At 41.2% G+C, this 22,010-nt stretch carries 14 protein-coding genes; all 14 read left to right on the top strand.

Going from position 1 to position 22,010, the window contains the following annotated elements:
- The first annotated feature begins 62 nt into the window (after positions 1 to 62).
- The 14 genes from AC59HZ_RS26065 to galE all read left to right on the top strand — a co-directional run bounded on the left by AC59HZ_RS26065 (position 63) and on the right by galE (position 22,006).
- On the top strand, positions 63 to 737 hold the full coding sequence (locus tag AC59HZ_RS26065; RefSeq protein ID WP_496548673.1) for a response regulator transcription factor: 675 nt from the start codon (positions 63 to 65) through the stop codon (positions 735 to 737).
- The gene (locus AC59HZ_RS26060) at positions 727 to 2,121 is read left to right on the top strand and encodes a sensor histidine kinase (protein WP_496548672.1); all 1,395 of its coding nucleotides are present in this window, start codon (positions 727 to 729) and stop codon (positions 2,119 to 2,121) included. The genes AC59HZ_RS26065 and AC59HZ_RS26060 overlap by 11 nt, the downstream gene beginning before the upstream one ends.
- Positions 2,122 to 2,375: 254 nt before the next feature.
- A complete protein-coding gene (locus AC59HZ_RS26055; RefSeq protein ID WP_496548671.1) occupies positions 2,376 to 2,738 on the top strand; it encodes a VOC family protein in 363 nt (120 codons plus the stop codon).
- A 329-nt stretch (positions 2,739 to 3,067) separates the two neighbouring features.
- A complete protein-coding gene (locus AC59HZ_RS26050; RefSeq protein WP_496548670.1) occupies positions 3,068 to 4,600 on the top strand; it encodes a response regulator in 1,533 nt (510 codons plus the stop codon).
- 12 nt (positions 4,601 to 4,612) lie between these two features.
- On the top strand, positions 4,613 to 6,385 hold the full coding sequence (locus AC59HZ_RS26045) for a sensor histidine kinase (RefSeq protein ID WP_496548669.1): 1,773 nt from the start codon (positions 4,613 to 4,615) through the stop codon (positions 6,383 to 6,385).
- 184 nt (positions 6,386 to 6,569) lie between these two features.
- Entirely contained in the window at positions 6,570 to 7,859 is a 1,290-nt protein-coding gene (locus AC59HZ_RS26040) for an ABC transporter substrate-binding protein (RefSeq protein ID WP_496548668.1), read from the top strand.
- A gap of 147 nt (positions 7,860 to 8,006) precedes the next feature.
- Positions 8,007 to 8,936 (top strand): carbohydrate ABC transporter permease, encoded by a 930-nt coding sequence (locus tag AC59HZ_RS26035; RefSeq protein WP_496548667.1) that lies wholly within the window; start codon positions 8,007 to 8,009, stop codon positions 8,934 to 8,936.
- Positions 8,929 to 9,747, top strand: coding sequence for a carbohydrate ABC transporter permease (locus tag AC59HZ_RS26030; RefSeq protein WP_496548666.1), 819 nt, complete (start codon positions 8,929 to 8,931; stop codon positions 9,745 to 9,747). The genes AC59HZ_RS26035 and AC59HZ_RS26030 overlap by 8 nt, the downstream gene beginning before the upstream one ends.
- A gap of 35 nt (positions 9,748 to 9,782) precedes the next feature.
- Complete coding sequence (lacZ, locus tag AC59HZ_RS26025; RefSeq protein WP_496548665.1) at positions 9,783 to 12,815, top strand: beta-galactosidase, LacZ type; 3,033 nt, start codon at positions 9,783 to 9,785, stop codon at positions 12,813 to 12,815.
- Positions 12,816 to 13,164: 349 nt separating this feature from the next.
- Positions 13,165 to 16,383, top strand: a complete 3,219-nt coding sequence (locus AC59HZ_RS26020) for a glycoside hydrolase (protein ID WP_496548664.1) — start codon at positions 13,165 to 13,167, stop codon at positions 16,381 to 16,383.
- A gap of 79 nt (positions 16,384 to 16,462) precedes the next feature.
- Positions 16,463 to 18,703, top strand: a complete 2,241-nt coding sequence (locus AC59HZ_RS26015) for an alpha-galactosidase (protein ID WP_496548663.1) — start codon at positions 16,463 to 16,465, stop codon at positions 18,701 to 18,703.
- Positions 18,704 to 18,839: 136 nt separating this feature from the next.
- A complete protein-coding gene (locus AC59HZ_RS26010) occupies positions 18,840 to 19,676 on the top strand; it encodes a DMT family transporter (protein WP_496548662.1) in 837 nt (278 codons plus the stop codon).
- 158 nt (positions 19,677 to 19,834) lie between these two features.
- On the top strand, positions 19,835 to 21,016 hold the full coding sequence (locus AC59HZ_RS26005; protein ID WP_496548661.1) for a galactokinase: 1,182 nt from the start codon (positions 19,835 to 19,837) through the stop codon (positions 21,014 to 21,016).
- Positions 21,017 to 22,006 carry a UDP-glucose 4-epimerase GalE gene (galE, locus tag AC59HZ_RS26000; RefSeq protein ID WP_496548660.1) on the top strand — a complete coding sequence of 330 codons (990 nt, stop codon included), beginning with the start codon at positions 21,017 to 21,019 and terminating at the stop codon, positions 22,004 to 22,006.
- The last annotated feature ends 4 nt before the right edge of the window (positions 22,007 to 22,010 follow it).

Genomic DNA, 22,010 nt, shown 5'->3' with positions numbered 1-22,010 from the left:
TTTTAAGCTTGCTAAGTTAGGTTTTAGTTGTATAGAAAAAACTCTTTAAGGAGTCTTAGCAAATGAATATTTTACTAGCAGAAGATGATTCACGCCTAGGTGAATTAATTGTATATATGTTAAAAAAGAAAGCTGGATACAAGGTTGAGTGGGTTCAAGAAGGAGAAGATGCTTATTATTATTCCACCTCCTTACCTTATGATGTCATAATTATGGACTGGATGATGCCAAACGGGAGCGGATTAGAGATCTGCAGGCGCTTAAGAAAAAACGGTTATTCCGGTGCAATCCTCATGTTAACGGCAAAGGATTCAGTTCAGGATCGAATCGAAGGACTGGATTCCGGTGCAGATGATTATCTCGTCAAACCGTTTGAAATTGACGAGCTGCTGGCTCGGTTGCGGGCACTTTCCCGCCGCAACTATGCTCCAATTTTAGAAGAAGAAGTCGAAATGGAAGATTTGATTCTGAATCGGATGAGCCACGTCGTACATTCAAGGGGAAAGGAGATTCTATTAAGTCCCCGTGAATTTCAGCTTTTGGATTTATTGGTGCAAAATAAGGGACAAGTCCTGCCACGCGAGGTCATACTCGAGCGAATTTGGGGCTTTGATGCGGATGTGGCCATGAAAACGATTGATGCGACTGTCAAATTGATCCGCAAAAAGCTGGTTCCGCTTGGAAAACAAGAACGGCTGCAAAGCATTAGAGGGGTAGGGTATAAATTTGAATCTTAACCCATTATCATTCATTCGCTCAGTTACCAGCCATAGGGAAAAGGATGTCTTTAAGAGTACACAAGGCAAACTTACTCGGATTTATAGCGGAATTTTAATGTTATTTCTCATCCTTTTTATCTTCATCGTGTATTTTGTGCTCCATCTTGTAATCATGCAAAATCAAGAAAAGGAGATTCAAACTTTAGTAAATCAGGAAGCCTCCTACATTGAAGAATATTTATTGAAAAATAATCAAACGGATTTGCATGACTTGCAAACTCAAGAGGTTATCTTCGCTGGAGTAAATCAATATTTCTATTATGTAGTAGGCGCTAATGGCGAAGTGATGATGGGACATGAAGCTAATCGTGGCATCCGGCCCGACATCCTCCGCATACTGCGGGAAGGTCATCAAAATGATGTACAAAAGAAAACTCTGCGTATGGAGAGCAGGGGCAATAAAGGCGAATTCCATCCTCCTGCAGCGAATGAGGATATCCGCTTGATCATTGCCAGTAAGCCCATTTATTATAAAGGCCAATTCATTGGTCAGCTTTATGCAGGAAAAGACATATCATTTGTCTATCAATTGTTTCACTGGGTTCTCATTATTCTAGTTGCACTAGGTGGGATCTTTTTCGGAATTGCAATCGCAATTAGTACGTCCATGTCGAAAAGAGCGATGGTTCCGATCAGCGGAGCCTTTTCAAGGCAGAGGGAATTTGTCGCAGACGCCTCTCACGAACTGAGGACACCTTTAAGTGTTCTGCTATCATCGATTGATGCGATGGAAATGACGATTGAACCGCAAAAAGAGGGCTTTTCTGGGAAAATGCTTACGAATATGAGGCAGGAAGTAAAGTGGATGACCCATTTGGTTAGTGATCTTTTGACTCTCGCTAGGTCTGATTCGAATACATTCGAACTGAAAACAGAAACCTTTGATTTTCGTCCATTTGCAGATAAAGCCTTGGAATCTGTAAGTCCGCTAGCTGCGGCTAAACAAATTTCGCTAAGCCTGGAATCACCAGCAGCACTGTTGGCGGTGGGAGACCCCGATCGGCTCTCGCAGCTTTTATATATTCTATTAGACAACGCTATTAAATACACGCCAAATGACGGGAAAGTTAAGTTATTCCTTTCAGGAGAAGGACAGGAGTTAGGCATAGCAGTTCAGGATACTGGAATCGGTATCGAGCGCGAGGATATCAAGCGAATTTTCGAGCGGTTTTACCGTTCCGATAAGTCGCGCTCCAGGCAAATGGGCGGACATGGATTGGGACTTTCCATTGCCAAGTGGATTGTGGATACCCATAAAGGGACCATCAAAGTATCGAGCGAGATTGGAAAGGGAAGCACCTTTATCGTGAGGATTCCATCTGGTCTCAAAGAGGGATTATAGAAAAACTAATCAAACGTTTGATTAAAGGAGCTTACACATGAAGAAAACTAATCAAACGTTTGATTAAATAGAGTCCAACCTTTGATTTATGGGAAGTCTTACAAATGTAGAAATCTAATCAAACGATTGATTAAATTAGCCTGAACCTTTGGTAAATAAGAGTTTTATAAGAAAGTTAATTCGCTTATTGAAAAATTAATTAAACGTTTGATTAAATAAAGTAGAAGTCAAAAATTTTTCAGGAGGAAACAAGGATGATCACGAATATAGCTACGGTCGCTGTTTATGTAGACGATCAGCAAAAAGCAAAGGAATTTTGGACAGAGAAGGTTGGTTTTGAAGTTAAAGCAGAATTTCCAATGGGACCAAATGCCTTTTGGCTTGAAGTAGCACCTGCTAATGCCAAATCACATCTAGTAATTTATCCAAAATCCATGATGCCAGGACATGAAGGCCTGAAGGCATCCATCGTTTTTAACTGTGAAGATGTAATGGGTACATATGAAAAAATGAAAGCAAATGGTGTTTTGTTTAAAGACGAGCCTAAGGAAATGCAATGGGGCACCTTCGTTCATTTTAGCGATGTAGATGGTAATGAATTCCTACTTAAAGGGTAAAAAAAGATACTAATCAAACGTTTAATTAAAAACTAATGCGAGGAAAAGGACTTTGTCAATCCCATACAGGGGGATTAACAAAGTTCTTTTTTTATAACATCTTTATTAAAATCTCCAGTTTGATTATTCCTACTTATTTTAGTGCTTTGAAAAACAAATGATTCTATGAAATAATGAAAACGCTAACAAGGTGTTGATTGAATTGGGGCACCTCTATTTTTAGTGTTCTAAAAAGTGTAATATTTAAAATTCTATTTCAGGATGGTATTTATATATTAAAATAATAGCAAAATGTACATCATTAAATGTTACCATCTGGAGGGATGAAAATGACAGTTGGGGAACGATGCAGAACGCTGATTGTAGACGACGAAATGCTAATCAGGCAAGGGATAAAACATTATATTGATTGGGAACAGGAAGGTTTCTTGATTGTGGGGGAAGCTTCAAACGGACAGGAAGCTCTTGGATTAATAGAGTCGACGAATCCCCATATCATCATTACCGATATTGTCATGCCCATCATGGATGGAGAAGAATTAACAAGAATCGTCAAGGAAAAATACCCTCAAATCGAAATCATCATCCTGAGCAGTTTCGGCGAATTCGACTATGTTCGCTCCACATTTCAAAATGGCGTCGTTGATTACATTTTAAAACCGAAGCTGGATGCACAAAACTTATTAAAAGCATTGAAGACAGCATCAAGCCGCATACCAGCGTTTCAAAAAGTGGTCAGGAATACAGATGCTCGACTCTCTTTAGGACAAATCATTCATAAGCTGGTATCAGGATATGAAGCAATTTATGATATGGATTCAGTGTTAAATTCTTTTCCATACAGCCATTACTGTCTATTGGGTGTTGACTTAAAGACGCTCCATACCGACATCCAAACAAAATTGGAGGAGGCAATACCCCATTATATCGAACAAGCGGCACACTACTCATTTCAATTTGACCAAAATATTCTTGTGCTTTTATTGAATGTGAACAAAGAAAATATGGATCATGTCATAAGCTTGGCTTGCTCATTTGCAAAAGCGAATCCTGGGATTGGTTTAGTACTATCAGAAGAATTCATTGATTTTTCTCAAATAGGAACTATCTATAAAGAAAGCCTTTTAAAGCTGATAAACTATCGTTTTTATTTCCCTAATAAGCAATTCTTAACGAAACGAGATTTGCCGGAATTGCCGGTCAAGCAGGAAAATTTCAATTTGGATTGGTTTACGGAAGAATTTAAAAGGAAGAATTTTGATGAGGCTTTCCGATATCTACATGATCATGTTTCCTCTTTATCAAGGTGTTACACAACAGATGTTTATGAATATAAAGCTTTCTTTGGAAACATTATTTTTAACATAACCATTCTGCTAAGTAATATGGAATATGACGTGAAAGAATTAGAGAATGCCAGGTATTCCTATTTTAAATCGATTGAAGATGCAAGTAATGCAGTAGAGGTTGCGACCCTGTTGAATCAGTTTATCGAGGAAGCCAAAACATGTATATTTTCAACCCAAACGGAGCCTGACAATCTAAACATGAAAAAGATAATGGAATATATACGGAACCATTATGCAGAACCGATTACCCTGAAGGATGTGGCCAAGCAATTTCATTTTAATCCCTCGTACCTATCAAACTATTTTTCCACCCACAATAATGAAGGGTTTATTGAATATCTGAACAAGATCCGGATCGAGGAAGCGGCTAAAATGCTCATCAAAGGGACAGTATCCATTTCTGAAATCAGCGGATTGGTCGGCTACTCGGATCACAGTTATTTTTGTAAGGTTTTTAAGAAAATTAAGGGAATATCTCCGAGCCAATACAAACGAAAACAAACCTTAAGATAAGAGATGATATCAATGAGGCTTATTCCTAATCGGTTTAAACATAACAACCTGTTTATCACTATGTTCCTCATTACCGTTCTGATGATTGTAATCGTTTCCGTTACGATCACATGGACGACGATTCGCATGTCGGAGCAATTCTTTTTTGAAAAGTTCAGCATTACGAACTCGAAAGTGATGAATCAAGTTAAAGAGAGCTTTGAGTCTTTTAATTATTCCATTATTATTGCGTCAAACAACCTTCTGCAAAGCGGCAATCTCAAGAAAATCTTAACGGAAGAAGGCTCGAATACGGAAAAAATGAATGCCATTTTTACGATGAGCCAGCAAATGAAGCATATTAAATCCAATTTGGACGCTTACGAGGTTGAAATCATCGTTACCGGGAAAAATGGGCTTAGCTACGCAACCGACCGAAATTATTGGCCCATAACAGATGAAGACCTAAAGAATAGTACATTAACCCGTAATACGTTTAACAATCCGAAAAGGATCTTATATCAATATGACCACCGTTTTGGCAAAACTTTAGAGGCCGGTGATGGAAATGTGATTGTTGCCTCCAAAGCATTGATGGACCGTCTAACAGGAAATATCTATGGTTCGATGTATTTTGTGATCCATGAGAAGGAGTTTAGAAAGTTTTACTCGAGTTACACGGCACCCGGAAATAATGTTGTAATGGCAGACAGGCGGGGAGTGATTGTGTCTAGTAACCTATCAGAGCTCATCGGGAAAAGAGATGACCAGCTCGTAAAATATGCAGCTAAAATCGAAAAAGGCTCTAACAATTACATCGTGGATAAATTCATGGGAAAGGAACAAATTATTACGATGGAGTACCTGCCATCCTTCGATATGTTCCTCTTCAATATCATCGATAAGCAAAAGGCAGTCGGCGATTTAATTAATAAAAAGGCGATTGTCCTGATCTCGATGGGGATCGTTTTTGCAGCCCTGATTATTGTGTTTTTGGCGTCCAGACGTGTAACGAATTCGCTTTCGAGACTGGTAAAGCAAATCGGGAATGCCCCGAAACACAACTTCCACCAATATGTTGCTGTTACCGGCACGTATGAAACAAGACAAATTGGCAACACCTTTAACTCGATGCTTGATGAACTGCATGATTATGTTGAACAACTTGTTTTGGCGCAGAAACAACAGCGAAATGCCGAATTGGCTGCCCTCCAGCAGCAAATTAATCCGCATTTCTTATACAATACATTGACTTCTATTAAATTCATGGTTCAACAGGGTGTAAAAGAAGAAACAGAGGCTGTTATTAATGCTCTTATTTCCCTACTCCAGAATACGATTGGCAATGTCAGTGAGACCATTACAATTGAACAGGAATTGGAGAACTTAAAAAATTATGTGTTAATAAACCAAAAGCGATATGGGGATCGAATAAAAGTGAACTTCTTCGTTTCACCGGATTGCAGGGATTATCAAATCCCCAAATTGATTTTACAGCCATTTATCGAAAATTCGTTCTTTCACGGTTTTAATAAAAAGGCAAGTGGGTATATAAATGTCCTTGTCTGGCAGGAGGGTGCCAATCTAATTTGCGAAGTGGTCGATAACGGGGACGGAATGGAAGTTTCCGCAGAAAATAAACTACCGAATACAAAGCGGAAGCAGGCGCTTTTCTCCGGTATTGGAGTCCGGAATGTCCATGAACGCATTCAGCTTATTTATGGGGAAGCATTCGGGGTAACCATTTCCAGTGAACTGGGTGAAGGGACAAAAGTCCGGATTACGCTTCCTTGTTCGACGAAATAAAAAAAATCATAGAATCAAAAAATAATACAAATTTAGAGAAATGGAAGCGCATTCAACTCGTAAAAATATTACCAACTCTAAAAAATATCGTCCTAACGGTAAAGCCTCAGCAGGTGCTACGATAATACTTGTAAGGAGATAACGCTTACAAAATCACATTAGATACGCTTGGGGGGAATATCGAATGAAAAAAGTATTAGCACTATTTTTAGTAAGTATTTTACTTTTAACTGCTTGTTCTTCTGGATCAAAGGATAAACAAGCTTCAGGCGAGTCAAAAGATACGAAGGAAATTACCGTATGGGCATGGGACCCGAATTTTAACATTAAAGCGATGAATCTGGCAAAAGAAGCCTATAAATCTGAAAATCCTGATCTTAAGATTAAAGTAGTTGAAAACGCTCAGGCAGACATCGTTCAAAAGCTAAACACCAGCTTAAGCTCTGGAACGACGAAAGGCCTGCCGAATATTGTGTTGATTGAGGATTATCGGGCGCAAAGCTTCTTGAAAGCATATCCAGACATGTTCCAGGAACTGACTGGTTCTTTCAAACCAGATGACTTTGCTCAGTATAAAATGGCTCCAACCAGCTTGGACGGCAAAAACTATGGACTTCCATTCGACACTGGCGTAACTGGATTATATGTTAGAACGGATTATTTAGAAAAAGCCGGCTACAAAGTAGCTGATTTACAAAATATCGACTGGAATAAGTACATTGAGATTGGTAAAAAGGTAAAAGAAGCAACTGGTAAAGTCATGCTGACACAGGATCCAAAAGACCTTGGCCTTATCCGCATGATGATTCAGACAAGTGGCGCTTGGTATTTAAAAAAGGATGGGGTTACACCTGACTTAGCTGGTAATGCAGCTTTAAAAGAAGCATTCAAAACATACAAAGAAATGTTAGACGCTGATTTAGTGAAACCGGTTTCTGACTGGAGCCAGTTTGTAGCAGGCTTTAACAGCGGGGACGTTGCAACTGTTCCAACAGGGAACTGGATTACACCATCCATTAAGTCTGAAGCCTCCCAATCTGGCAAATGGGCAGTTGTACAAATGCCAAAACAATCTGGAATTGCAAATTCGGTTAACGCTTCAAACTTAGGCGGAAGCTCTTGGTACGTCCTTAACGTTCCAGGAAAAGAAAAAGCAGTTGATTTCCTTGCTAAAACCTTTGGTTCCAATGTTGACTTTTACCAGACTTTAAATAAAGAAATTGGTGCGATTGGTACTTACAAGCCAGCAGCTGAAGGGGAAGCATATAAGGCATCAGATGATTTCTTCGGAGGACAAAAAATTATTACTGATTTCGCAAACTGGACAGAGCAAATTCCACAAGTAAACTATGGTTTGCATACGTATGCCATTGAAGATATTTTAGCTGTTGGAATGCAGGACTACCTTAAAGGAAAAGACCTTGATAAGGTGTTAGAAGATGCTCAAAAACAAGCAGAAGAACAAATTAAATAAACCTAACATCTAAAAAATAATAAAGAAGTAAGCCTCGGAAATTCGCCGGCTTCTCCTATACGGTTTAACGGTAACGGAGCTAACTGAAATGTCAGGCGAATGGTTCCGAGGCTGTTTCATTTTTCACAAGGTAAGGAGATGATAAACATGATAACAGCTAAAGCAAACCAAAGCAGCACTTTACAAACAGCAAAATCAGGAAGGAAAGTTCGAGCAAAGAACGCTTTGATCGGCTGGTCCTTTGTGATATTAGCTTCCGCAATGATTTGCTTATTTTATTTCTATCCAATGGTTCAAGCCCTCATCTTGTCATTTCAATCCGGAACAGGAGCGAATCTAACCTTTACAGGCCTTGATAATTATGCTCGTTTGTTTAAGGATCCGACATTCCTAACGACAGTAAAAAATACGGTCATTTATCTCATCATTCAAGTTCCAATCATGATCATTCTCGCTTTATTCCTATCAGTTTTATTGAACAATAAAACACTGAAACTGAAAGGAATATTCCGAACGGCTATCTTTTTACCATGTGTAACCTCGCTTGTAGCATATTCGGTTATCTTTAAATATTTGTTTGGTCAGGATGGCATTATCAACATTATGTTAATGAAGCTTTCGCTTATTTCTGAACCGATCCAGTGGCTGACAGATCCCTTCTGGGCAAAAATTGCGATCATTGTCGCGATTACATGGAGATGGACTGGCTATAACATGATTTTTTATTTATCTGCGCTACAAAACGTCGATGAATCCATTTATGAAGCAGCGAAAATCGATGGAGCTTCATCGATTCAGCAATTTTTCAAAATTACGATTCCAATGCTGAAGCCAATTATCCTGTTTACATCGATCACCTCAACCATTGGTACGCTTCAATTGTTCGATGAGGTCATGAATATTACAAAAGGCGGACCAGGAAATGCGACGATGACGATATCTCAGTATATTTACAATCTATCGTTTAAATATACTCCTGATTTTGGCTATGCAGCTACTGTTTCATACGCCATTGTGATTATGATTGTTATCTTCTCGATTATTCAGTTTAAAGTGGCAGGTGATAAAAATGAGTAAACGGATCTTTAGCTATACAGTCCTTATTATCGCTTCCATTGTTTCGATATTCCCATTTTTATGGATGATTGTTAGTTCAACCAATAAGTCAGTGGATGTAACGAAAGGAAGATTGCTGCCAGGCACACATTTTATCGAGAATCTTCAAAATCTGCTGGATACGGTAGATCTTATCCCGGCATTAATCAACTCAACTAAAATCTCGATTATTACAACGGTTCTTGCGATGCTGATTGCCTCCTTGGCTGGATATGGATTTGAGATTTTTAAAAGCAGGACAAAAGACTTTTTATTCAACTTTTTGCTCCTTTCCATGATGATTCCTTTTGCAGCGCTGATGGTTCCGTTATTCCGGATGTTTGGGACAATATCACAATCGGTTCCGATGATTGGCATTGATACATTGGCAGCCGTTATCCTGCCAACCGTTACCACTGCTTTTCTTATCTTTTTCTTTCGACAAAGCACAAAAATGTTCCCGAAGGAAATACTGGAAGCAGGAAGGATTGATGGATTAACTGAATTGGGTGTCTTTTTTAGGATCTATGTTCCAACGATGAAAACAACTTATTCGGCAGCAGCGATTATTACGTTCATGGCGAGCTGGAATAGCTATTTATGGCCCCTTGTTATCTTGCAATCTCCTGAAAATCAGACGATTCCCCTGCTGATTTCTAACCTTGGCTCTAGCTACTCTCCGGACTTTGGAGTGATTATGACCGCCATTGTGATTGCAACCCTGCCAGCAGCATTCATTTTCTTCATTATGCAAAAACATTTCGTTGCCGGAATGATGGGGTCCGTGAAATAGTGAATTATAAAAGTAGATAGGAAGTGTATTAGTTTATGACGATCAATCCAACGATCGATTGGCTTACAGATTTGAATGTATTCGCCGTTAACAGGGTTCCCGCCCATTCAGATCACACTTATTACGAAACGTTAGAGGAAGCAAGAAATGCTGCTCCAATGAAAATGCGTCATGAATTGAATGGAAACTGGAAATTTCAATATAGTGTGAATCCGGATAATCGTCCAAAAGAATTTTATAGTCCCGAATTCAATTGCTCGGGCTGGGGAGATATTACGGTCCCTGGACATATCCAGCTGCAGGGATACGGAAAACCGCAATATGTAAATACCATGTACCCTTGGGACGGACATAACGATATTAGACCACCCGCAATTCCAACGGATCATAATCCTGTTGGCAGCTATGTGAAGATGTTTACGGTTCCTACCCATATGGAGAACAAGCCTTTGTATATTTCGTTTCAAGGTGTGGAATCGGCTTTTTATGTGTGGTTGAACGGAAAATTTGTGGGGTATAGTGAAGACTCGTTCACACCGTCAGAGTTTGAGTTAACTCCTTATCTAGTTGAAGGAGAGAATAAGCTGGCTGTTGAGGTTTACCAGCGCAGCACTGGCAGTTGGCTGGAGGATCAGGATTTTTGGCGTTTCTCGGGGATTTTCCGGGATGTATATCTTTATACAGTACCAGAGATCCATGTGTTTGATGCCAATGTTCGGACTGAATTGGATTCGTCTTATAAAAAGGGGACACTTCAGGCGGATCTCAAACTTCTCTCCGTTTATTCGCCGTCAAAAATTGCTGCAGAGTTGTACGATGAAAATGGCTACTTGACCGCAGCTGCTGACGGCGTCTTCAGTGAAGGGAATTGGACATTTTCGATGGCGGTTGATGGACCTAAGCTATGGAGTGCAGAAAATCCTTATTTATACAAACTATATATTCAAGTCTTTAACGAGTCTGGAAGTCTAGTAGAGGTTATTCCACAGAAGGTGGGCTACAGACGATTTGAGCTGGCAGATAAAATTATGCGCCTTAACGGGGAACGGATCGTTTTTAAAGGAGTAAACCGTCATGAATTCAATTGCCGAAGAGGCCGCGCGATTACGAAAGAAGACATGCTTTGGGATATTAAAACACTGAAACAGAATAACATCAACGCAGTCCGTACTTCGCATTATCCAAACCAGAGCTACTGGTACGAATTATGTGATGAATTCGGTATATATGTTATCGATGAAATGAACCTGGAAACGCATGGATCCTGGCAAAAGATGGGCGCTGTCGAGCCCTCGTGGAACATTCCGGGCAATAAGCCGGAATGGCAGGATATTGTCATGGATAGAGCTATTTCGATGTATGAGCGGGATAAGAACCATCCGTCCATATTGATTTGGTCCTGTGGAAACGAATCATACGCAGGCGAAGTGATTCTGAATGTTTCTAAATATTTTAAAGAAGTCGACACTAGCCGTCTTGTTCATTACGAGGGCGTATTCCATAACCGTGACTATAACGAAACCAGTGATATGGAAAGCCGGATGTATGCGAGGCCTTCCGATATTGAAAAATATTTAAGTGAGAATCCGGAGAAACCGTACATCAGCTGCGAGTATATGCATGCAATGGGCAATTCGCTTGGCGGCATGTATAAATACACGGATTTAGAGCGGAAATATCCGATGTATCAAGGCGGCTTTATCTGGGATTATATCGATCAATCGATAATCAAGAAGGACCGATATGGAAAAGAATTTTTAGCATACGGCGGCGACTTCGGTGACCGCCCGACGGATTACGGCTTCTGCACGAATGGCATTGTCTATGCAAATCGAGAGTTATCGCCAAAAATGCAGGAAGTCAAATACCTGTATCAAAACTTCAAGCTGGAGCCGGATCAAACTGGCGTGAAGGTGATAAACGACAGTCTTTTCACCGATACCTCCGGTTATGATTTGGAATACATTCTGTTCCGAGAGGGCAAGGAAATGGCTCGCGGGAACCTTAATGTGGCGGTTGCGCCGCTGAGTGAGGGAAGAGCGGAGTTTCAGCTGCCTGCTGATATTGTTAGAGATTCGGGCGAGTATTGTATTCATACCTTCTTTAAATTGAAGGAGAATACACTTTGGGAAGATGCCGGATATGAAATTGCCTTTGGACAGTTCGTGTTTCAGGTAAAAGGGACCGAAAAGCCCGCACCAATTCCTGGAACTTTAAGAGTGGCAGAAGGTGATGTCAATATTGGTGTCCATGGTCGTGCTTTCTCAATCATGTTCTCAAAACAAGCTGGAAGCTTAGTATCGTTGAATTATGCTGGAAAAGAAATGATTGCTCTTCCTCCTGCACCATTGTTCTGGAGAGCGACAACGGATAATGACCGCGGCTTTTCTCAAGACTTCCATTCGGGGCTTTGGTATGCTGCTAGCCTGGCGCGAAAATGTGTTGGGGTTGAGGTGAAGGAAGGTGATGAGCAGGTTTGTGTCACTTTTACCTATAAATTAGCCATTAGCTCGGATGTGGAAGTGAAGATCAATTACACTGTCTTATCCGATGGAAGCGTTCGTGTTAAATCGGTTTATCATGGAGCCGTGAATCTTCCGCAGATGCCGATTTTTGCCGTGTCCTTCAAGGTGTCGGCTGATTATGACCAACTGGAATGGTATGCGTTGGGGCCGGAAGAGAATTATTCCGATCGCTGTAAGGGAGCGAGACTTGGTCTCTTTAAAAACCAAGTTTCAGATAATTTATCTGGTTACGTCATGCCGCAAGAGTCGGGCAATCGTACCGGAGTACGTAGGGCCAGTCTGACGAACAGTGACGGTCAGGGAATTAGAATTTCTTCTGTTGCTGAGCCGCTTGAATGCAATTTTTCACATTATACAGCATTCGAACTTGAAAATGCGCAGCATCATTACGAGCTGCCGAATGTCCACTATACGGTCGTAACGATTGCAGGCAGACAGATGGGGGTTGGCGGGGATGACAGCTGGGGGGCGCCAGTTCACGACGAACATCTCATTCATGCAGAGCAGGATATGGAATTTGAGTTTATGATTCAACGGATTTAAGTATTTCAAAACGATAATGACTAGTAAAGAGTTCGAACTGAACTCTTTACTAGATTAGTTTGTTATTAAAACAGAATAAACCCTACCCTAGTATAGTATTTATCGAAAAAGGTTGATAAATGCTCAATTGATAGAATGACCATTTTTTAGAAAGGATTTTGGAGTGAACTCTGTATTAGGGGGTGATGGCATGTTCTGAGTCACTACATTACTGTTCCCGTAATGCCCGGAATGATGGACAACAGCCAAGGATATGAAGGATTTAGAATCATCCTCCTATGAGTAAACATCGAATCCTAAACTGTCTGAAAATGTACCTTAAAAACTATTGAAGGGAAGGATTTGCTTTATGTTACTTAAGAGATTTGGTAGAAAAATATTTGCGTATTGCATGATCGTTTTACTCATTATGGGGGTAGTTTCCCCCGCTATAACTAAAAAGACTTTTGCTGAGGAAAATTCTGTTGAAGTCAATTCTAATAAAGAGACTATTAAATTAGACCCAAGCTATCAGCATGAACCAATTGATGGCTGGGGAACGGCGCTTGTCTGGTTTGCGAATGTTACCGGAGGCTGGCCGGATGAACTTAAAAACCAGCTGGCAGACGATCTATTCGGGGAGAACGGGTTGAATTTTAATATTGCCCGCTATAATATTGGCGGCGGTGATTCGCCGGAGACAGCACCGTATATGCGTAAAGGCGGGGCAGTCCCTGGCTACTGGAACCGGCCGGCAGAATTTGGCCCTCCAGTAGGAAATACCACTGGCTGGAAGGAACAAACAAATTGGTGGGATCCAAAGAATCCAGACCATTGGAATTGGAATGCAGATGCAAATCAACGCTGGTGGCTGGAGGCTGCTAAATCAAGGGGTGCAGACACGTTTGAAGCCTTCTCCAATTCTGCTCCCTATTTTATGACTAGAAGTGGCTATGTTTCAGGGAACACTAATCCGTCACAGGAAAATTTAAAGGCTGACCAGTTCGAAAATTTTGCTTCATACTTAACAACAGTCGTTGATCATCTACAAAAAGATCTAGACATTGAATTTAAAACGCTTTCACCGATTAATGAACCATGGTCAGGCTTTTGGAAAGCACTGGGAAGACAGGAAGGCTCCAACTGGCCAGTGGAATCACAGGCAAAAATCATTAACGAGGTGAAAAAGCAGTTAGCTGCAAAACAACTTAAAACAGTTGTTTCTGCAATGGATGAATCCCTTCCGCAAGCGTTTATAAATGATTGGGAGCAATATAATGCTGAAACACGTGCCAATATCGGGGGATTAAATGTACATACGTACGTGCATGACCAGCAAATTGGCGTGCGGGATATTGCCAAATCATCTGGCAAGAGGCTGTGGATGTCAGAGGTAGATTACAGTCCCGGAGGCATCGGGCAAAATCATACCGATATTCGAACAGGTCTTGGCCTATCTGAACAAATTACTAGTGATATTCAAAAGCTTGAACCAGAGGCATGGGTGCTATGGCAGGCAATTGAAGATGAAGTCAATATGAACCCAGAACACGAAAATGGAAATTGGGGATTAATTCAAGTTGACTTTGATCCTAAGGATTTCAGCAAGGTGGAAATTTATAAAAATAAAAAATACTTTGCAATGGGGAACTACAGTAAATTTATCCGTCCGGGTTCTCAAGTCATCAATTCAAACAGCAGCAGTACATTAGCTGCCATCAATAAACAGGATGAATCGCTTATCTTAGTTTATACAAACAGTACGACAGAGGAAAAGGCGCTGAACTTTGACTTATCAGGATTTGAAACGGTTAAAGATGACGCGAAAGCTGTTCCTTATGTAACGTCAGCAACGGATAATATTGCTAAGGGATCTGCTATTAAAATTTCAGATAAGAAGTTATCAGCAGTCGTTAAACCGCAATCAATTACTACTTTTGTAATTTCAAAAGTATCCGGTGTTGCCGCTAATCAAAGTGTTGTCGATTCCGATGCAGACTACAATATTATTAATAAAAACAGCGGGAAAGTACTAGACATCGCTCAGGATCAAGCAGCGATTGTACAAAAAACGAAAGTTCTTGAAAAAGATAATCAGAGCTGGAGAATTCAAAAAGTAACGAATGGTAACAGCAACAAGGAGATTTATCAAATTGTCCATCTGGCAAGCGGCAAGGTACTTGGTATTGAAAACGGTTCGGCCATTTTGCAGAAGGATGAGGATCAACCAAGTCAAAAATGGATTCTATCCACCTATGGAAATGGAGAATATACATTTGTCAATGTACAAAATGGCAAACTGCTTGAGATAGGCGGACAATCCAAAGCGGAGGATGCCCGGGCAACGGTGTGGCAGCCGAATGCCGGAAATAATCAGGTATGGAAGCTGGTTAAAGCGGGAATTACCAAGATTGAACCGGTAGAGGTTGTTGTGCCAAAGAAAAAAACGGCACCAGTTCTGCCTAATGAAGTAACGGCAGTATACGGTGATGGGAATCAAGTTTTAAAAGATGTCGTTTGGAATGAAATGGATCCAGCCCTCTATGATCGTGAAAATGTCTTTACTGTTGAGGGTAAGGTAGAAGGCACAAACATAAAGGCCATTGCAACGGTAATTGTTTCTAAGATTGAGAGTATCGAGCCTGTCAAAGTGAAAACGACACCAGGCGTGGCACCAATTTTACCAAAAGAAGCAACAGCAAAATTAACCAACGGTTCTCATGGTAAGGTCGCCATTCTATGGGATGAGATCGATCCTTCGCTTTATGCTGGTCTAGGCAAATTTACAGTGAGAGGAAAAAATCCAGACAGCCCAGTTAAAGCATTTGCAGAGGTTCAGGTTGTAAAGCCTGCTTTGAAAAACCTTGCCTTGAAGAAATCTGGAATTGAGTTCCCGAAAGCAAGTGCTTCCTTCACGGGAATGTACGATAGTGCCGCAAACATAAATGATGGAATTATCTCCAGTGCCCGCTGGACGAACTGGGATCCAAACAATTGGAGAAAAGAAGACTGGGTTGCGATTGATTTTGGCAAAGAAGAGACCATTTCTAAAGTAGATTTCCATTTCTATGATGATGGCGGCGGTACGAGACCGGCACAATCATTCGTGCTGCAATATTGGAATGGCAGTGCATGGGTTGATATTGAAGGCACTCAAACCGAGGTGGCGGCTAAAAAAGATATCAATCTTTCATTTGAGCCTCTCCAAACTTCCAAGATTCGGGCAATGATGCAGGCAATGCCGAACACATGTATAGCCATTTCAGAACTAATGGTATGGGGTGTTGGAGAAACTTCTGTTCCAAGTGCAGGGGAGGATGCGACGCTTGAAAAGGTCCTGATTAATGGGCAGCCACTTAAAGACTTTAAAGCCGATACCTTCACCTATCAAGTGGAAATGAATGGCCGGGTGCATAAGGAATTAAATATGGAGGCAATTACAAACGATCTTTTTGCTGATGCACAAATCAACCTGCCAGCTTCCTTGCCGGGCAAAGCGACTATTATCGTAACATCTGAGGATCGTAAACATAAGGAAACTTATACAATCGAGTTTGTTAATGAAGATGGAACCTTATTAGTTCAATGATATAGGAGATTTATAGGGGGTGTTTATGATGAACCCCCTATTTTCAAAACGACATCCATTTAGAAGAAGGTGAAGTTTTATGCAAATACATACGAATATAGAAAAACAGCAATTCCATTTAACAAATGGTCAGGTAAGCTATATTTTCCACGTGATGAAGAATGGACAGCTAGGTCATCTCTATTTTGGCAAAAAAATAAGGCATCGAAGCGATTTCTCCCATTTGCAGCGGTATGATGTACCAACTGCCGCCAGCTGTCATGTTTATGCAGACGATCCAGCCTTTTGTCTGGAAACACTGCGGCAGGAATACCCGGCCTACGGAAATTCAGATTTCAGGGAACCCGCAATCAGTCTAACCAAACAGAACGTTAACCATGTTCCCAATTTTAAATATGAATCTTTTCGGTTACTGGAAGGAAAGCCTCGTCTTGAGGGTCTGCCAGCAACCTATGCAGAAAACCTCAGCGAAGCCAGTACAATTCAAATCACCTTAAAGGATGAGGTTTTACAAGCCGAATTAATCTTAAATTATACTATTTTCCGTGATAAACCAGTCATTTCAAGAAGCGCCTTCTTGAAAAATAGTGGTCAAGAGGAATTGTCGATTGAAAGAATAATGAGTACATCGCTTGATTTGCCTGATAAGGATTTTCAATTTGTTCATTTAGCCGGGGCATGGTCACGGGAACGGCATGTAAAGGAAAGAAAACTTGAAACTGGAATCCAGTCCATTTCTAGTCTGCGCGGGGCAAGCTCTCACCATCATAATCCATTTTTAGCATTAAAAAGACCATCTGCGACGGAGCATGCAGGTGAGGTATACGGCTTTAATTTTGTTTATAGCAGTAATTTTCTCATGCAAGTGGAAGTGGATCATTATGACATGGCGAGACTGACAGTTGGAATTCATCCATTTGGCTTCCGGTGGTCATTAATGCCGGAGGAGTCCTTTCAAACACCTGAAGCAATAATGGTGTATTCTGATCAAGGGCTAAATGGAATGAGCCAGGCTTTTCATGATCTTTATCGGAGAAATTTAATCCCGGCTCAATGGCAGAAGCAAGAACGGCCAATATTGATTAATAACTGGGAAGCTACCTACTTTGATTTCAATGAGGAAAAGCTGGTGAAAATCGCAAAATCCGCCAGTGACTTAGGAATCGAATTGTTTGTGCTTGACGATGGATGGTTTGGCAAAAGAAACGATGATACAACCTCACTTGGTGATTGGAACGTGGATTTAAATAAGCTTCCCAATGGGTTAGAGAGTCTCGTTCAAAAAATTTCTTCATTAGGCATGAAGTTTGGTCTCTGGTTTGAACCTGAGATGATCAGCCCTGACAGTGATTTATTTAGAGAACATCCGGATTGGGCGGTCGGTATGCCAGAAAAGCGTACACTAGGCCGCAATCAGCTGGTGCTTGATTTTTCAATGTCGGAAATCGTTGATTATTTATACGAAAAAATGGCCGATATTATTAAACGGACAGACCTTGATTACATTAAGTGGGATATGAATCGCAATATTACAGAAGCCTTTTCGCAAAAATTAGTTCCAAATCAGCAAGGGGAATTTTTTCACCGCTATATTTTAGGCGTTTACCGACTATATGAACGGTTAACTAGTGAATTTCCTCAGGTGTTGTTTGAATCGTGTGCGGGCGGGGGTGGGCGGTTTGATCCGGGAATGATGTACTACGCACCACAGGCGTGGACAAGTGATGATACTGATGCCGTCGAAAGGCTCAAGATCCAATACGGAACATCATTTGCTTATCCGGTCTATAGCATGGGATCTCATGTTTCGGCCGTTCCAAATCACCAAACATTAAGAACCACGCCATTATCGACGAGAGCGAATACGGCTTACTTTGGAACCTTTGGCTATGAGCTGGATCCTCTTCATTTAACAGAAGAAGAACGTCTGGAAATCAAAGAGCAGGTTTCTTTTTATAAAAAGCACCGAGGATTAATTCGCGACGGTAAATTTTATCGCCTGCAAAGTCCATTCGATGGAAATGAAACAGCATGGATGGTCGTCAGCCAGGATCAATCAGAAGCATTAATCGGATACTACAAGGTTTTGGCAATCCCCAATTCACCAAAACAGCAAACATTAAAGCTTAAGGGGCTGGACGAAGCAAAGTTTTATCAAGTGGCTGAGAGCGGCCAGTGCTGCTATGGAGATGAACTGATGCACGCAGGCCTTCAGCTTCCCACCGAATTCAATGGTGTAAACAGTCAAAATGCCGAGCGTGGAGGGGACTTCCAATCACATGTTTTTCATTTGACAAGTATAGATGGCCGGATTGGTTAAAAAAAGGGCTGATCCAAAAACGACTATTTGGATCAGCTTCTTATTTTTCGTAACCCCAAAAAAAGGATTGCGAACCTTTTGTTACTGGATTTAAAATGAGTATGTATCAAGACAAGATAGGGAAGAAGGTTTCAGCATGTGGATTGCTGCAGCATTGATAACAACTTTAAGCTTCGGTACGAACAATACTCTATTTAAATGGAGTACAAGCCGCGGCTTGTCCAAGGTGCATATTCAGTTTTTCTTTTATTTTACAGCTTTTTTGCTTACGCTCGGGTATGGGATTGCGACAGGGCAATTCCAGTTTAATCTCTATGCCGTCATCCTTGGCGGACTGATCGGGATTTTAAATGCCAATGGCAATATTCAAATGTCAAAGGCATTCGAAAAGGGGCCTGCCAGCATAACTTCACCGCTAATCGGTGCCAATGCCATTCTGCCGATTTTCGGAGCAGCGATAATTTTCCATGAAAATATCAGCCTTCTCCATTGGGTAGGGATTGCGGTTATCTTAGGATCGGCAATGGCTATTCAATATTCGCCGGGACAGAGCAGGGGAACAGAGTACGGTCCATGGCTATTCCGGGTACTTTTGGCTATCCTGTCCTTCGGAATCCTGGGCATATTAATGAAAACAACATCCTATTTGCACATAAGCTCGTTCAATACAATAACTTGTATGTACGGTGTAGGGAGTGTGTATCTAGGAATAACAAGCATTCGGGAAAAGGAAACCTGGCAGCAATCGGAAGCCAATATCGGTTCTCTTGTCGGATTGGTCAGTGTAATAGGCTACAGCTGTTATTTTTACGCGCTGCAGATTGGGACTGCAAGTATCATCTTCCCAATTGTCAGCCTGAATTGTCTAGTTGTGATTCTTGCAGGCTGCTGGTTATTTAAAGAAAAATTAAAACGATACCAGCTCATAGGCATATTTTCTGCCATTCTCGGAATTATTTTTACAAAAATATGAGATTGAAAGCAGCTCCATTGGGGGCTGTTTTTTTATATCTAACGATCAGCAAAAAAAAAGTTAATTATTTAGTAAAAATTTTAGTAAAAATAATTGTTTAATTTTACTAACGGGAGTAAAATTGAATTAAAGATAATTTGCCTGGAGGGGACTGCCACATGAATTTGACGATGCTAAACACAACATTCGAAAACATATTCCATATTTTACCTGAAAGAGCCTTTTTTGCCCCTGGCCGGATAAACTTAATTGGCGAACATACTGATTACAATGGCGGCCATGTATTCCCATGCGCGATTACCTATGGTACCTATGCGGTTGCAAGGAAGCGCGAGGATCAGCTTGTACGAGTATATTCCATGAACTTCGCCGAAAAAGGAATCATCGAATTTAACTTAAATGAACTTGAATACGATAAACATCATAATTGGGCCAACTATCCGAAGGGGATGATTCGGTACATTATCGAAGCAGGCTATGAGATTCACTCAGGATTTGAGTGCGTCATTCAAGGGAATATTCCGAATGGTGCCGGACTTTCTTCATCCGCTTCCATTGAGCTGCTGACTGGGGTTATGGTGAACGGCCTGTTTGAATTAGAGATCCCTAGACTTGATTTAATCAAGCTTGGTAAAAAAGTCGAAAACGAATTTATTGGCGTGAACAGCGGGATCATGGACCAATTTGCAATTGGGATGGGATTGAAGGATGAAGGAATTTTACTAGACTGCCAGACTTTGAAATGTGAATACGCACCGATTCATCTCGAAAATCACAAAATTTTAATTATGAATACAAACAAGCGCCGGGAACTAGCGGATTCTAAATATAATGAGCGTCGAGCCGAATGTGAAGAAGCACTAGCCCAGCTGCAGATAAAACTGCCGGTTGAAGCGCTTGGTCAGCTATCGGAAGAGGAGTTTGATACAAATCAATCCTTGATAACCAATGAAATCGTCCGTAAGCGTGCGAAACATGCCGTCTATGAAAATATCAGAACCTTGAAGGCTTTGAACGAACTAAAAGCCGGGAATGTGGAAGCCTTTGGCCAATTGATGAACCAATCGCATATTTCCTTGCGAGACGACTATGAAGTAACGGGTGTAGAACTCGACACGTTAGTGGAAGCGGCTTGGAATCATCCAGGAGTCCTTGGGGCGCGGATGACAGGTGCAGGCTTTGGCGGCTGTGCGATTGCCATTGTTGCCAATGAAGAGGTTGAGCGATTTATTGTAAACGTTGGCGCAGCCTATCTTGACATGATTGGTTACGAAGCCGATTTTTATGTTGCCAGCATTGGTGACGGAGCGAAGGAAATTGAGTTGGAGGAGGCGCTGTAAATGAGTATTCTTGTTTTAGGCGGGGCCGGTTATGTAGGCTCACACGCTGTTTATCAGTTAATCGATCAAGGCTTTCAGGTAATCGTAATTGACAACCTGCAAACAGGCCACCGGGATGCAGTACATTCGGATGCGCGCTTTTATGAAGGGGATATCCGAAGCCGTGAGTTCATGCGGTCTGTTTTTGAAAAAGAAAAGATAGAAGCTATCCTGCATTTTGCCGCAAACTCCCTTGTCGGCGAATCGATGGTCGAGCCGTTAAAATACTTTGATAACAATGTGTACGGCACACAGATTGTCCTCGAAATGATGAAGGAATTTGGCATTAAGCACATTGTCTTTTCGTCCACGGCTGCCGTGTACGGAGATCCAAAGGAAGTGCCGATAACAGAAGAAGCACAGACAATGCCAACAAACACCTATGGGGAAACCAAATTGGCGATGGAAAAAATGATCGCTTGGTGTGAGAAGGCATTTGGAATCAAATATGTATCCCTAAGATATTTTAACGTTGCCGGGTCTAGAGGTGACGGGCAAATTGGTGAAGATCACAACCCCGAAACACATCTCATTCCCGTTGTCCTAGAAACAGCATTGGGAAAAAGGCAGGCGGTTACCATCTTTGGGGATGACTATGATACCGCAGATGGTACCTGCGTTCGTGACTACATTCATGTCGAGGACCTAATCGAAGCCCATCTTTTAGCCTTGAAATTTTTGCAAAATGGCGGAGAGAGCCAGATTTTCAACCTCGGTTCAAGTCAGGGTTTCTCTGTAAAGGAAATTGTTGAGACAGCTAGAACGGTAACAGGAATAGATATTACGGTCCAAATGGGGGAACGACGCTCAGGCGACCCGAGTACGTTAATTGCCTCTTCTGAAAAAGCAGGGCAGGTACTTGGCTGGAATCCATCAAGAACATCGATACAGCGAATCATCAACGATGCCTGGAACTGGCATAAGCATAATCCGAATGGATATCAGAGGTGAGGAA

The organism is Neobacillus sp. DZ-9, from assembly GCF_059587065.1.
Note: the sequence above shows the minus strand (reverse complement) of the source record. Positions and strands in the feature narration are given on the sequence as shown.

Bases quoted from the DNA above. Each gene is read 5' to 3' on its own strand.
- AC59HZ_RS26065 (WP_496548673.1), top strand. From the start codon at position 63: ATGAATATTTTACTAGCAGAAGATGATTCACGCCTAGGTGAATTAATT.
- AC59HZ_RS26055 (WP_496548671.1), top strand. From the start codon at position 2,376: ATGATCACGAATATAGCTACGGTCGCTGTTTATGTAGACGATCAGCAA.
- AC59HZ_RS26050 (WP_496548670.1), top strand. From the start codon at position 3,068: ATGACAGTTGGGGAACGATGCAGAACGCTGATTGTAGACGACGAAATG.
- AC59HZ_RS26045 (WP_496548669.1), top strand. From the start codon at position 4,613: ATGAGGCTTATTCCTAATCGGTTTAAACATAACAACCTGTTTATCACT.
- AC59HZ_RS26040 (WP_496548668.1), top strand. From the start codon at position 6,570: ATGAAAAAAGTATTAGCACTATTTTTAGTAAGTATTTTACTTTTAACT.
- AC59HZ_RS26035 (WP_496548667.1), top strand. From the start codon at position 8,007: ATGATAACAGCTAAAGCAAACCAAAGCAGCACTTTACAAACAGCAAAA.
- AC59HZ_RS26030 (WP_496548666.1), top strand. From the start codon at position 8,929: ATGAGTAAACGGATCTTTAGCTATACAGTCCTTATTATCGCTTCCATT.
- lacZ (WP_496548665.1), top strand. From the start codon at position 9,783: ATGACGATCAATCCAACGATCGATTGGCTTACAGATTTGAATGTATTC.
- AC59HZ_RS26020 (WP_496548664.1), top strand. From the start codon at position 13,165: ATGTTACTTAAGAGATTTGGTAGAAAAATATTTGCGTATTGCATGATC.
- AC59HZ_RS26015 (WP_496548663.1), top strand. From the start codon at position 16,463: ATGCAAATACATACGAATATAGAAAAACAGCAATTCCATTTAACAAAT.
- AC59HZ_RS26010 (WP_496548662.1), top strand. From the start codon at position 18,840: ATGTGGATTGCTGCAGCATTGATAACAACTTTAAGCTTCGGTACGAAC.
- AC59HZ_RS26005 (WP_496548661.1), top strand. From the start codon at position 19,835: ATGAATTTGACGATGCTAAACACAACATTCGAAAACATATTCCATATT.
- galE (WP_496548660.1), top strand. From the start codon at position 21,017: ATGAGTATTCTTGTTTTAGGCGGGGCCGGTTATGTAGGCTCACACGCT.